At 45.5% G+C, this 14,461-nt stretch carries 11 protein-coding genes and 1 rRNA gene; all 12 read right to left on the bottom strand.

The features are described from left to right. Positions 1-115: ribosomal RNA gene (locus U1I11_RS19555) — 16S ribosomal RNA — on the bottom strand; the annotation flags it as partial. A gap of 1,546 nt (positions 116-1,661) precedes the next feature. Next, a complete protein-coding gene (locus tag U1I11_RS19550; RefSeq protein ID WP_322907806.1) occupies positions 1,662-2,540 on the bottom strand; it encodes a nucleotidyltransferase-like protein in 879 nt (292 codons plus the stop codon). A gap of 1,050 nt (positions 2,541-3,590) precedes the next feature. After that, positions 3,591-5,300, bottom strand: a complete 1,710-nt coding sequence (locus U1I11_RS19545) for a glycosyl hydrolase family 18 protein (protein WP_322907805.1) — start codon at positions 5,298-5,300, stop codon at positions 3,591-3,593. 92 nt (positions 5,301-5,392) lie between these two features. Next, on the bottom strand, positions 5,393-5,818 hold the full coding sequence (locus tag U1I11_RS19540) for a Fur family transcriptional regulator (RefSeq protein WP_322907804.1): 426 nt from the start codon (positions 5,816-5,818) through the stop codon (positions 5,393-5,395). A gap of 829 nt (positions 5,819-6,647) precedes the next feature. Beyond that, complete coding sequence (locus U1I11_RS19535; protein WP_322907803.1) at positions 6,648-8,099, bottom strand: DUF4097 family beta strand repeat-containing protein; 1,452 nt, start codon at positions 8,097-8,099, stop codon at positions 6,648-6,650. Then, positions 8,083-8,652 carry a hypothetical protein gene (locus tag U1I11_RS19530; protein WP_322907802.1) on the bottom strand — a complete coding sequence of 190 codons (570 nt, stop codon included), beginning with the start codon at positions 8,650-8,652 and terminating at the stop codon, positions 8,083-8,085. The genes U1I11_RS19535 and U1I11_RS19530 overlap by 17 nt, the downstream gene beginning before the upstream one ends. A gap of 155 nt (positions 8,653-8,807) precedes the next feature. Continuing rightward, positions 8,808-9,521, bottom strand: coding sequence for an MgtC/SapB family protein (locus tag U1I11_RS19525; RefSeq protein ID WP_322907801.1), 714 nt, complete (start codon positions 9,519-9,521; stop codon positions 8,808-8,810). Then, positions 9,521-10,015, bottom strand: coding sequence for a GNAT family N-acetyltransferase (locus U1I11_RS19520; RefSeq protein ID WP_322907800.1), 495 nt, complete (start codon positions 10,013-10,015; stop codon positions 9,521-9,523). The genes U1I11_RS19525 and U1I11_RS19520 overlap by 1 nt, the downstream gene beginning before the upstream one ends. Before the next feature lie 164 nt (positions 10,016-10,179). Then, positions 10,180-11,619 (bottom strand): Asp-tRNA(Asn)/Glu-tRNA(Gln) amidotransferase subunit GatB, encoded by a 1,440-nt coding sequence (gatB, locus tag U1I11_RS19515; RefSeq protein WP_322907799.1) that lies wholly within the window; start codon positions 11,617-11,619, stop codon positions 10,180-10,182. A gap of 27 nt (positions 11,620-11,646) precedes the next feature. Continuing rightward, positions 11,647-13,104 (bottom strand): Asp-tRNA(Asn)/Glu-tRNA(Gln) amidotransferase subunit GatA, encoded by a 1,458-nt coding sequence (gene gatA, locus U1I11_RS19510; protein WP_322907798.1) that lies wholly within the window; start codon positions 13,102-13,104, stop codon positions 11,647-11,649. A 45-nt stretch (positions 13,105-13,149) separates the two neighbouring features. Further along, positions 13,150-13,437, bottom strand: coding sequence for an Asp-tRNA(Asn)/Glu-tRNA(Gln) amidotransferase subunit GatC (gene gatC, locus U1I11_RS19505; RefSeq protein WP_322907797.1), 288 nt, complete (start codon positions 13,435-13,437; stop codon positions 13,150-13,152). Between the two features lie 387 nt (positions 13,438-13,824). Beyond that, complete coding sequence (locus U1I11_RS19500) at positions 13,825-14,202, bottom strand: ATPase (RefSeq protein ID WP_322907796.1); 378 nt, start codon at positions 14,200-14,202, stop codon at positions 13,825-13,827. Between the last annotated feature and the right edge of the window lie 259 nt (positions 14,203-14,461).

The raw sequence follows: 14,461 nt of genomic DNA, 5'->3' as shown, positions 1-14,461 counted from the left end.
CACCCGTCCGCCGCTAACTATTAGAGAAGCAAGCTTCTCGTCAAGTCCGCTCGACTTGCATGTATTAGGCACGCCGCCAGCGTTCGTCCTGAGCCAGGATCAAACTCTCCAATAAAGTGTTTGACTTACTCATTTTGTTGCTGGCGAGAACATTGCTGTTCTCTATAATTTGAAGAACCGAAGTTCTTCACTCACTCGTTGTTCAGTTTTCAAAGATCAAACTCTTTCGTCGCTGCTCAGCGTCTCTCGCAGCAACTCTTATATCATATCATGTTGTGTTTCGTTCGTCAAGCACTTTTTTGAAGTGTTTTTCAGCTTCAACATGCTTCATGGACGAAGCGTATGATATGTTTTCTTTCATCGTCACTCGTTCGTGACAACTTTTATAATATATCATGTAAGCTTCTTGGTGTCAACACTTTTTTCTAGGAGCCTTTTCAGGTTGTTCCTTTATAATGCTGACGAAACGCTATATATCGGCTATTCTGCTTGCTGCGCACTATAATGAGGCATAAACGGAACGTTTTATAATTTATCATAATTTAAATAGGGAAGTCAACTTTTTATTTATCAGCTAGGATTGGGTCTATAACTACTTATATAACAGCATATTGTTTGTTGAGAATGCTTGAAAGTTGCGGTGTCTTAATCCGTTTGTGTTTGTCTAGTCAAATCGGTAGGTGAAGCTTATTTAAGGAAATTGATAGCTTGTCGGTTGTACTGGAAGAAAGTACTGGTACACTGTACTGTTTGTATAGGTTAAATAACGATATGACGGCTGAATTAGTTATAAACAGTTATTAGGCAGCGTGTTCAAACCGTCAACTTCGTTATTTCAGCGTGGAGATGGTCACATTTCAAATCAAATAAGTGCCATATAGCTCGCAATTTAATGAAAATCAACAATTTAGAACTTGAATCTGCCCTAAAATTCAAATGGATGCTATGGCGTTTACGCGAACTCGTAAGCTGCGATTAGCACTTCATTCCGGGAAGGAAATAAGGGATCAGGTCGACTTCAGTGTCTGCGATTTCCAAACATGGAGAGGCATGAAACAAGGTTTTTGCGCAGCAAAATGCCCTACCTCTTTTAAACATCGGAATTTACCATTACTCCTATTCCGTACATTCCGGTGCGAGACGGGAGTCCATCCCCTTATTCCATATCACAGTAGTTGCTGCCCTAACACACCAAGTTTGTATACACGCCCCAGTAGCTTGTCTCAGATAAATTTATGGCATTTCAAGCTAATCCTCGTTTGATTATAAATACACTCAGGTATGTTCAAATTGGATTTCCATTTAAGACAGCCTACTAGTAGCTTGTATCAAATACATTAACGGTTTGTCGATCTAACCATTGCTTGATGATGAATAGGTTAAGGTACGTTTAAACACCATTTCCATTTGAGACAGCCTACTAGGTGGTATCTTCAAACGATGCTACGTATCATTTCATTGTTCACAAAGGTCAGAAATAAGACCCTGTACAGCTTAGTCCGACGCAAACTACCCGTATTGAACGATCTGTAAAGCTGTTTGAAGACACGCCCTAGACATTGACCAAGCTTAATTTGAATTTCGAAATTGGTTTGAATCTTTAATTGCAGCATTATAGACGCGCAACCAAAGATGAAATTTAACTTGGTCAAAGTATTAGCTTAGTTTAGCGAGTAGTGAATTTCGCGTTCTCCGCCGGCTTTTGGATTCCAGATCGTTGTTTCTTTGATTAAGGAGCGATAGACTAGTTTACGCACGATCATCGATAAACGACTGCCTACATGGCATAGCTCTGGATGATCGAGCAATTCGCAGATACTCCACGGCTGTTGGCGGCTGCGTAGCACACGGAATAAAGACGCGGAGCATTCGCTCATTTTGGACATGACTGAAAATTCACATGCTAGTAAGACGAGTTCGACCCGCTGTTCCATCGTTTCATTACTAAACGCAAGCTGCTCGTACAGCTTATGTACGTCCAGTTTATGCTGACGTACTTGCTCCCAAACTGCCATTTCCGGGTAAATGCCTTTTTCGCATAGATCGATTCTCGCCCAGTGCGGCAGCGCCTGAAAAATACAGTTGTACGCATCCATCACTTGCTGCTGCTGCATATGGCGCTTGGCTTCCACATACAACTCTAGAAAACTGGAAAACTCCAGCAAAATACGGCGTTCGCTTAAAGGACGATCGAACTGTGCAAATTGTTTACGCAAACGCTCCAGTTCGTGATCGGTATCCCAGATTAGTTCGCCTTTTAAAAACTGCTCGACAATCATATGGTTTCTACCGGTAATTGTATCGTTTTCAAGTGCCTGGCGGTCAATGTAAATGACCTGTATGTTTTTGTTGCTTGCATCCATACGATGCTCTATGATTTCTTCATCCCCATGCTGACGATATACAACAATAATTAACACATCGAAATCGTGAAGCAATGAACCGTCAAAGGCGCCGCTCTTTTTGCGTGAAGCGACCGCTCCAATAATACGGTGATTGTTTCGCTTTTCATGAAGAAAAGACAGGTTGGTTAGTTCCACATTATCCCCCTCATCTGCTTAACGAGATATGGATGGCAATTCTGGTCGTCTCGCCTCTATAGCTGTATGCCTTCGTATGAGTGAATATTTCTACAAATTCGCGGTTCTTTCCTGCCGAACAGATTACAAATTTTCGTAAATATGAAATGAGATAATTATGTACATACTAAGCTATACCGTGAATATAGTATAAATTGGTGCTTAAACATGTAAAAACACAGCAGTCTTCCTATTCGTGGAAGAAGTTGCCGTGTGTAGTTACTAGGTGGTGTCTTCAAACGATCATCCTTGTCAGTTTATCGATCTCCCCTTCGCTTGATGATGAATAGGTTAAGGTACGTTCAAACACAATTTTCATTTGAGACAGCTCACTAGGGCGTGTACGCCAACCTGGCGTGCTGGGGCAGACACCACTGCGACTGCGGTACGCAATAAGGGGACGGACTCCCGTCTCGTACTGGAATCTAAGGAGTAGGAATAATGATAGATTCCCGTGCTCAAAAGTCCATCCTTCCCCCTTATTCCTTCCCACAGTGAAGCGCTACTCGCCGCCTAACAGTTTGCGTACACGTTCTAGGCAGTATCTTCAAACTTTCAGCGTTGTTATTTTATTATTTAAGTTGGTCGCGTTTTAAGTGAGTTGCGCTGCGTATACAAGCGTAATCTAATGAAAAAAACGCATCGAACTGCCTAAAAAGCAGTTTGAAGACACGCCCTAGTAGATTGTCTCAAATACATTTACGGTTTGTCGATCTAACCATTGCTTGATGATGAATTAGGTTAAGGTACGTTCAAACACAATTTTCATTTGAGACAACCTATTAGTAGCTTGTATCAAGTACATTTATAGTTTGTCAATCCAACAATCGCTTGGTGCTGAATCGATTTAGGGATGTTTAAACATAATTTTCATTTGAGACAACCTACTAGTATCTTGACCGAGCTTAATTTGCATATTGAATCTGTTTTAAAATCGCATGGATTAGGATTTCAGTACACAATCCAAATTAACATTTAACTTGGTCAAGCTACTAGCGCTTTGCTCGCTTATTATTTAATGCCTGCCAATATATCCCATGCTCTGTCGTCGCCTAAACCGCGTGTCCAGGAGGCGATGCCAGCGAGTCCGAGCTTATGTGCAAGGTCTACACGCGCTTGCAGCGATGTTTCGTCTTCGATCCATATTTTCTGAATGGTGCCGTTTTCGTTGTACTGGACATAGTTTTGACCGGTCGTGCTGTCGTAAGTGGGCGTAAGCCCTTTTTGCTTGATCAGGTTTGCGACGCGTTGCATACCAAGCGCACGGGAGGAAACGGTAGTCTTTCCATTGTCCTGCTGCTCTGTCCATACACGAGTATACAGCGGTACACCGAGAATAAGTTTGTCCGCTGGCACTTCGTCTTCCTGCAGCAGACGTTGCACCGCCTTTTCCACCCACGGTAGCGAAGCGACTGAGCCGGATGTTGGGCTGGATGCCCAATGCTCGTCGTACGCCATCAGCATCATATAATCGAGTGAAGGTGCCAATGTACGGCGATCGAGAAATTTAGACCATAGTTCGCTGTTGGATTTGGGGGTGACATCCATTGAAAGTATCAAATTATACTGCCTCGCCAGCGGCTTCAACTCGCGTATAAATTGCACCACATTCCGTCCATCCGATGTGTGTACACTTTCAAAATCGATATTGATTCCATCGAGCCGATACGTACGTGCATACGCCAATATTTGGGTAATGATGCGGCTCCGGTTTTCAAAAGTTGCCAACGCTGCGGTTGTGCGATCGGCATCAAAGCCGTTACTGAGCAGCGCCCATATTTGTTTATTGCGATTATGCGCCCAATTGACATATTCCTTATCCGCTTTGCTACGCACATTGCCTTTACTGTCCATAATTTCGAACCAGGTTGGACTAAGCACATTCACACCAGGCAATTCGCCAATTCCATGAGGATCAATGCGCCGCTCGTAGACAGCTTCCCAAGCGAGATTTACTTTTTTGCCATGCCATTCGGTTTCGTTTTGATTATTCGCTACAACTGGTAGCGGCACGGTGACAAGCTTAGCCAGGATAAGCTCATCGCGTTCTATATAACCAGCGATGCCGTTGTCCAACTGAGCAAATACCCATTGCTTGCCGGTTTCCCAAATGCGCAGACGCTGCGCGGATGTAACATCTGCATAAATACGGGAATGTATACTGGCTGCGGCACGCATCGGCACCGTTTGCTCCTGTTCATCTGTGTCAACATGAGCATATTGAATTCGGTCACCAGGGCGAATCAACATTACAGCTCCTGTAGTTGTATCTTCATAAAAATCAATATGATATATTTTTTTGAGCGGCGCTACTGGAATATAAATATGATCACCTATCTGCTGTGGTGCTACAGACAGTTGAATTGGCTTCATATTTAAATTCGCTGCCTTGCTGCCTTCCTGTAACTGCATCACATCTGTGCTTGTAGTCAAAATGACCGAGCCGGTCGCTTGTTCATTATAAATATTGGCATTTACCTGCTCCTGTACAACAGATAAAGGAATTTGGAGCGATGCACCGCTGCCGTATGCCGGCTCGTCCATCAATACACCTTCCACAAAGATGGGCTTTTTCAACCCTTTCCAGTCCGGCTGTTCATGCAACGGGTTCGGTAAAATCAGAAAAGCGGCAAGCCCGGCTGCAATAATCAACATCCATACTGTCATCCACCATTTGATCATCCGACTTTTGCGCGTGCCTGAACGTTTCTGTCTGGTCAATGTACCCTCCTGCTATGTTGATCGTAGTCGTCGATTCGGTCTGATAAAAAAAGCAGCACGACATCAAATTGTCGGTGCTGCTGGAATCGGTTTTATTTAGGCTGACATTGCTGGCAAATTCCGTACAATTCCATACGATGTCCGAAAATTTGATAGCCGGTATGCCTAGCTGCCTGATCTTCAATATGAGTTAGTGCAGGATAATGAAAATCTTCAATTTTGCCGCATCGCTGGCAAATAATATGATAATGCTCACTCACATCGGCATCGAAACGACTGGAACTGTCTCCATACGTCAATTCGCGTACCATGCCTGCTTCGGTTAGCATTTTCAAATTGTTATAAACGGTCGCTACGCTCATACTCGGAAATTGCGATGCCAGCGCACGATAAATGTCATCGGCAGTCGGGTGCTCCATCGAGTCTAGCAAATACGTCAGAATGGCATGACGTTGGGGCGTAATGCGAACTCCACTCGTTTTTAACTGTGCCAGTGCATGCTCTACTCGTGCTGTCATTTGCCCACCATCCTGTTTCACTTCAATTTGCTGCCCTGCCTAGTCGCCCGGCTGCTGCTCGATTGTTGCACACATCGCTATCGATGCGCTCGCTCTGTATGCTCGATTCGTATGCAACGTATAGCTTTTACTCATGTAAATAAAGCTTTAATTTATACAAGCGCAATGTAGGGAGTGTATGCAAACTCGTATACTGTGAGCCGCACTTCACTGCGGGAAGGAAATGGGGGGTAAGGACAACTCTTGAACACGAGAATCGTTTTCCCTATTCGTAGATTGCCGTGAGACGGGAGTCCTTCCCCTTATGCCTTACTAGAGTGATGTCTGCTCCCACTCGCCAAGTTTGCGCACACGCCCTAGTACCTTGACCGAGTTAAATGTTAATTTGGATTGTGTACTGAAATGCTGATCCATGCGATTTTAAAACAGATTCAATATGCAAATTAAGCTTGGTCAAGGTAATAGTAGCTTGTATCAAATACATTTACAGTTTGTCGATCTAACCATTGCTTGATGATGAATAGGTTAAGGTACGTTTAAACACAATTTTCATTTGAGACAGCCTAATAGTAGCTTAACCAGCTTAAATTCAATGTCTGATTGACTGCATCTTACGAAAAACACACTGGAATTATAGCATGAGAACAGCGCTGCTTTGCAATCTCGAACATCCTATTTAACGCGGTCAAGGTAGTCGTATATGTGCAATGCGCCCACTTACTGAGGTGATCACGGCGCTCGACATCGAGAAGGCGCAACGTAGTACATGTTCAGTATGCACGATTTCCATTGTACGTGCTGCAAATTAGGCTTGTCAACGCCGCCATGCTTACTGCGACGATGTTGAACTGCGCTCGGTGTTGCCTGTATCTGTTGCTGATTTGCTGTTAGTTCCGCTCCCTGCTGCATTTCCGTGATCGACCGCGTTGTTCGGATCGCTTTGACTATCGGTCAGATTACTCGCCGCCTCGCCATTGCTTGCCCCTTCCGGTACGACTTGCTCAGCATCGTTATTAGGAATTAATGCGTCTGTATTACGCAGCACATTCAGATCGCCATTACCGTCGACACGAATCGTATGATCGCCATTGCCAAATGTGCCGGTAAGCGTTCTGTTTTTCGTTTCCAGCGGCAAATCGGTTTTGATCATGCCATAGCTGTTGGAACCATCTACTGTGTAATCGCCAGAAGGTGGCAAATACAAATTGATTACACCAACAGCGCTATATACCGACCAATCATCTCCGATGCTAACGGAGCGAATTTCGATATTGCCGTTCAGCGTCTCCGCTTTGACACCGAAATTCGCCTCATTGATAAAAATATTACCGTTGCGCGTATTCACATCAATATCACCGAGAGCGCTTAGTAAGGAGATATCGCCCACCTGCGTATATAAACGTGTCGCACCACTCACATCACGAACACGGAAACTACCTTGACTTGTATCGGCACTCAGACCGCCAAGTACGGAATTGATAATCATATTACCGGTCGTTGCCTGTGCTTTAACATCGCCCATCACATCATTTAGTACGATGCTGCCATTGCCAGTACGAACCGAAATATTGCGTAGCGCTTCAACACCGTCCATCGTAATCTTGCCGTTAGTCGTTTGCAAATTCACATCAAAATGGCGAGTTGTCGGCAGTACAACCTCCATATTAACACGCGGCTGGCGATTTTTAGTTTTGCCGTATGCTTTTGTTTCCGCATGGATATTAATTTCTTCGCCTTCGCTCGTTTTGATCGTTGTCGCTTCAGCGATTTTGCGCGCTTCGTCCGACTTGATCTCATCTACCCATACGACCGGGCGTACTTGTATGTTGTTCACATTGCCGGTACGTACGATTAGATCACCATTGATGCCTTCGATTGTAATCTCATCCGTATTGTCGGATAGCGGCACATCGACTTTCGCCAGTTCTGTACGTGTGCCAGACGCTTCGCTAAATTCGGCGGAAGCCGCTGTCAAATCAAGACTCACTTTACTCCACAAATATAGATATTGATTTTGCTCTGTCACGAGAAAAATCGCTGCCGAGGCAATGATCGCTAGCACAATGCCTTTAATATCAAACCGAATCCGCAACAATCTACGCCGGGCAAACAGGTAAAACACCACATACTCTATGCCCCAGGCGACCAAAATTAGCGGCCACCAGGTGAGTAATAACAGCAGTTGACCCCCATCGGTACGTTGATCGATGATGACGAGTATGCCGAGTACGATCCATAACAGCGCTGCGGTCAGACGACCGACTTTAATTTTTGCGGGCATGAATCGCACCTCCTGTCTCTGTTTGAGCAGATCGATGGAAAGCGCGATAAATGCGTATAATTTGGAAAATAAGCAGCGCAAGTCCAATCAACAGACAGACGCCTGCCGTTATATAACCCGCCCAGAAGCTAACTACGTTGCGTAGCCAGTACGGACGTAACCAGAGCAGGCAGATTAGCGCCCCCTCTATAATTAGCAATATGCCAAAATACACCCCGCGCAACCAGGCAAAACGGGGACTCGACTTTTTAAACGGGATGAGCGCTCGAATATGATTGTTGATCCAATCGGTTGACTGCAACACATCGTAAATATTGTAAAAATAAATAATCGGCACGAGCAATGCAAGCAAAATTAGCAGCGGTAAATTAATCTGGATGCCTTTGGACGTAAAATACAGCAGTGCCGATATGTCGAGCAGCAGCAGCGCGATAAACTGAATGCCCTTTTGTGCCAGTCCCAAATAAATATGACCTAGCCCCGGAAATAGTGCAGCGATCAATAGTGCAAAAAATTTGCGTTTTAACGGGAGCTTAGATGGTGATGTGGTCATTAGGGCCTCCTTTCCTTACCTAACCGATGATGCGCTGGCAACGTATGTAAGTCTGTTTACTATTTACACCGTAGCCGTGTTTTTGATTCGGTCAGCTGCACATGTCCAGCTATGCGAATTGAATAACAGCTTGCTGACCGGATTAGCAGCAGCTGTTATTCGATCGATACTGCGGTTACGCCTTCGATTTTTTGCATCCGGCTAATAATGTCCATCGGTTTATATTCATGATGAATTTCCACATTCATACGCAGCTCGGTTAACAGCGTCTCCGAAGAAATCGTATAGCCGCTGCGTTCTTTAATAAAGGTGATTTTTTTGATCGTAATATTTTCGGCATACAGAAACTTGGATACTCGTTCCAATGTCAGCACACCGGATACACCTTCTACGGTAATCGCATGCGCTTTGCTACGGCGAATATAACGCAGCTCGACAATATTCAGCACCCACAAATTAACGACTACCAATACGGTCGCCACGAAGGCAGCAAAATGAAAGCCGGCGCCAATCGCTAGTCCAATCGCCGCCACGACCCATAATGAAGCGGCTGTCGTCAAACCGGTAATCGCTTTGCCGGTAAACAAAATTGTGCCGGCACCGAGAAAACCGATCCCCGAAATGACCGCTGTTGCCAGACGCGCCGGATCGATCCGTACATTCGTCTCCGCCACAAATTCGGAAAAGCCATAAATGGACAGCATCATAATCAATGCCGAGCCTACACAGACGAGAATATGGGTACGCAAGCCTGCGGCATGACTGGAGCGCTCGCGTTCCCAGCCGATCAGACCGCCGAGCAACATCGCTGCCAACAAACGCAGTAAAATATGAACATTATCGATATACCACGGATCGTGAAGCGGCATCAGTTGTCCTCCTGTGCGCAATCATGCAGCTGTTGCGGATTGTGACGATGAAATGTAGTCAGCTCTACCCCAGACGTGACTTCAAATGCCTCAATCGGCTCGAAGCCTTGCTTACGATACAACTTTACCGCCGGTTCATTGCGTGTGCCTGTTGCCACAATGTACAGCGGTACATCAGGATAACGGCTAAACACATGCTCCAGCAACTGACTGCCAATCCCTTGGCGTGCATAAGTAGGATGCACCATCATCCGCGAAATCGTTAATGTGCCGGGCCGTTCACATTCCACCGCCACAACGCCTTTAATTTCATCATCCTCATCAAACTCAGCATAAAAGGTTTCTCCACACCGACGCAAGCTTTCCAATGTGTCCAGCAGCGGCGGCAGCTCTTTGGCTCCGATCAACTCGGCTTCAATTCGGTAAGCGATATGCTGTAAACCCCATATTTGACGAACGATATCGTCATCTTGTAATGAACATTGGCGGATCATGATGTATAACTCCTCTCCTGAATGCATTCTGTATCCGTAAATGAAACATCATCTGCAAACAAGGACCTCTATCTCCACAGTGTGGAGCCGAGGTCCTTGTTCCAGGCGAACAGACCAAAGTCTGTTTTCCACTCATATGATTATAACGACCATATGAGTGTTCATTATCTTGGCAGCAGCTCTGCCAGCAGTTGGTTAACCATACCGGGATTTGCTTTGCCTTTACTTTGTTTCATCACCTGACCGACGAGGAAGCCGATCGCCTTGTCTTTACCCGCTTGATAGTCGGCAACTGACTGTGGATTGGCGGCGATCACTTCTTCGACGATCGCTTTAATCGCTCCGGTATCGCTAATCTGGGTCAAGCCTTTTTCTTCGACGATCGCTTGCGGTGTTTTGCCGGATTGCAGCATGTCTTTGAAGACCGTTTTGGCAATGTTGTTGCTGATCGTGCCTTTTTCGATCAAGCCGATCATTTGACCGAGCTTTTGACCGTTTAGCGGTACAGCAGACAGCTCCAAATTGTTGGCATTTAAATAACCGAGCAGCTCGCCTTGAATCCAGTTTGCTACCGCTTTGGCGTCTTTCGTATACGCCAAACTGTCTTCAAACAGATCGGCAAGCGGCTTGGACGATGTGATCACACTAGCATCGTACACTGGCAATCCGTATTCGGACGTATAGCGGGCTTGGCGTGCATCTGGCAATTCTGGTATCGAAGCCAACACACGATCTTTCCAATCCTGATCGATATGCAGTGTGACGAGATCAGGATCGGGGAAATAACGATAATCATGCGATTCTTCTTTGCCGCGCATCGAAATCGTTTTACCTTGCGCTTCATCCCAGCGCCGTGTTTCTTGTACGACCAATTCGCCATCGTCCAAAATTTGCGCCTGCCGTAATTGTTCATATTCCAAACCGCGCTGTACGCCACGAAATGAGTTCATATTTTTCAGTTCGGCGCGGGTGCCGAATTTCTCCTGACCGAACGGACGCAGACTGATGTTGGCATCACAGCGCAGTGAACCTTCTTCCATTTTCACATCAGACACATCGCAATATTGCATAATCGCACGCATTTTTTCCAAATAAGCACGTGCTTCTTCCGGTGAAGAAATGTCCGGCTCAGACACGATCTCAATCAACGGTGTACCGACACGGTTAAAGTCAACGAGCGAGTCATAGCCACCATCCGAGTGAGTCAGCTTGCCCGCATCTTCTTCCAGATGCAGACGGGTAATGCCGATACGCTTTGTTTTGCCGTCCACTTCGATATCGATCCAGCCATGTTCACCAATCGGCTGATCAAACTGGGAAATTTGATACGCTTTAGGCGAATCGGGATAAAAGTAGTTTTTACGGTCAAATTTGCTAATATCGGCAACACGGCAATTGAGCGCCAGCGCCGCTTTCATCGCATATTCAACCGCCTGACGGTTCAGTACCGGCAGTACGCCCGGATGACCGAGGCAAACCGGACAAGTATGGGTATTGGGCGGCGCACCAAACGAGGTGGAGCAGCCGCAAAAGATTTTGGATTTGGTATGAAGCTCGACGTGGACTTCGAGCCCGATGACCGTTTCATAGGTCGATGTAGACATCGGTAGTTCCTCCTTCTTCAGATGATTTTACAGCTGTGGACGCTGCTTATGGAAATCGGTATGTTGCTCAAACGCATGCGCCACACGCAAAACCGTCTGCTCATCAAAGGCTTTACCGATAATTTGCATACCGACCGGCATGCCATCGACAAAACCGCAAGGCACACTAATTGCCGGTACGCCGGCTAAACTGACCGGAATGGTCAAAATATCGTTTAAATACATCGTCAGCGGATCATCCACTTGGGAACCGAGCTTGAATGCGGTCGTCGGTGCAGCTGGACCGATAATGACATCGTATTTGGTAAACACATTGTCAAAGTCTTGTTTGATCAATGTACGTACTTTTTGCGCCTTCAAATAGTAAGCATCATAATAGCCGGAGCTAAGTGCATACGTTCCAAGCATAATACGGCGTTTCACTTCTGCGCCAAAACCTTCGCTGCGGGAGCGATGATACAGTTCGAGCAAGTTTGCCGGATTGTCGGCACGTACACCGTAACGTACACCGTCAAAACGTGCCAAATTGGACGACGCTTCCGATGAAGCGAGAATATAATAAGTTGCAACCGCATATTCGGTATAAGGTAGCGATACTTCTTCCCACTCAGCGCCGAGTCCTTCCAGCACTTTGAGCGAGCTCATAATCGCATCTTTAATCGCCGGATCGACACCTTCACCGATATACTCGGATGGAACGGCGATTTTCAACCCTTTCACATCACCGGTCAAAGCGCTAATATAATCTGGAATATCCACTTTGGCAGAAGTCGAATCTTTGGCATCATAACCAGCAATCGCCTGCATCACATAAGCGGAATCTTCCACATTTTTGGTGATTGGACCAATCTGATCAAGCGATGAAGCAAAAGCGACCAGACCGAAGCGCGAGACCAAACCGTATGTTGGCTTGAGTCCGACTACACCGCAATACGAAGCTGGCTGACGAATCGAGCCGCCCGTATCGGAACCGAGTGTAAAATAAGCTTCGCCCGCTGCGACAGCCGCTGCCGAGCCGCCGCTGGAACCGCCTGGCACATAGTCAAGATTCCACGGATTGCGTACCGGCATAAAGCTGGAGTTTTCGTTCGAACCGCCCATCGCAAACTCGTCCATATTCAGCTTGCCAACAATGACCGAATCGGCGGTGCGCAGTTTCTCTACCGCTGTCGCATCATAGATCGGATCGTAATTACGCAAAAATTGGCTCGCACATGTCGTACGCAGCCCTTCGGTAACCATATTATCTTTCACGCCTACAGGCAAACCAAACAGCAGACCGCGTTCGCCGCCAGCGGACAGACGCTCATCCATAACTTTTGCCTGGCGAAGCGCACCTTCCTCATCGAGCGTTAAATAGGCTTGAATTTTGTCATCGCGTTCATTAATCGTCTGAAACGTCTGGTTCACCAGATCAGTGACCGACAAATCGCCAGCATGCAGCCGGTTATGTATTTCATTCAGACTGAGATCAAATAAAGTCAATTGCATATCCTCCTTTAATTCTGTATCCGGGTCGTGTTCGCCAAACTATTCCAATACTGCCGGCACTTTAAATTGACCGTCTTCATCGTCCGGTGCATTGCGCAGCACCTTTTCGATCGGCAGGCTTTCTTTGACTTCGTCATCACGCATCACATTGCTAACATGCAACACATGAGTCGTTGGCTCCACATTGTCTGTGTCCAGTTCGTTCAGCTTTTCCGCGTATTTTAAAATAGCGCTTAGTTGCGCCGTAAATGTTTCCTTTTCCTCTGCGCTCAAGTCCAGACGCGCCAACTTGGCAACGTGCTCAACATCACTAATATTAATGCCCATCGCATAACCCTCCTTATAATACTGTACCGTTCATCTGCCGGATATTAGAATTTACGGCATGTACGCATGCGTGACAATATGATCGCATAAACGACTTCAATATTCCGCTTGAATGATTAACATCTGAGTACAAATCAAGCCTTACCGATACTCGCCCATACGTTTACCACTTATGCTAAAACGTTAATGCACAAAATTTGTATATTTTGTAGTGGAAATTTGAACACCATGTATTCAAAATTCATACACATTGTATTCAAATGTCGAACAATTTCTATTCAAAATTTGACTAGAAATAACTTTTTCCATTATAGGGTACATACCTTTACAATTCAATCCGTTAAAGCGATAGCAGCAACAAAAAAAGAGTCGGCAATGCCGACTCTTTTAAATCCAGGCGCGCAAGTTAATTTGTTTAACAAAATCAGCCTGTGCACTTTTATCAGTTAACGGTTCTTCAGGGACTGGAATTTCTTCGCCATTCATAATTTGAAAAAATAATTTTTCATTATGTGTCGCCAGAGCATAATCGATGAGCGCCTCGCGTCCGACTCGTTCAGCTTCCTGCTGCAACAGCATTTCTTCCGGCTCAATATCGTTAGCCGGCACAAAGAAGTTACGGTTTGCTTTAGGAATACGAATGACATAATCGAAGGCATTATCAGGATTGCGGTCATATGCGATAATATATCCGTAATCGCCTACAGGCAGATTTTGCTCAAAGGTATCAGCGACAACTACGACTTTTTCACCGAGGTGTAGCATCGTTTATCTCCCCCTAGCTTTATCTACTTATTTGTACATCCTACTACAAAAAGTAAGTAGTGTCCACTTTTATCGCGAAAAATACATCCAAATACCCTTGCATCATTTCAAGCTATTTTATGTACGTTTATACACGTCGATTGGTGTCAAAATAATGGATAGACTTTTTCGCTGACAGTGACTAAAGGCTATATACAACAAACAATGAGTGAACGCGAAAATATATTTCAACATACCGATCCGCTTATTTGTGCAATTC

The sequence above is a fragment of the Paenibacillus campi genome, from assembly GCF_034659835.1.
In the GTDB taxonomy this organism is placed as follows: Bacteria; Bacillota; Bacilli; order Paenibacillales; family Paenibacillaceae; genus Saccharibacillus; species Saccharibacillus campi.
The sequence above is the reverse complement of the archived record's forward strand: the minus strand, read 5'-3'. Positions and strand labels throughout refer to the sequence as shown.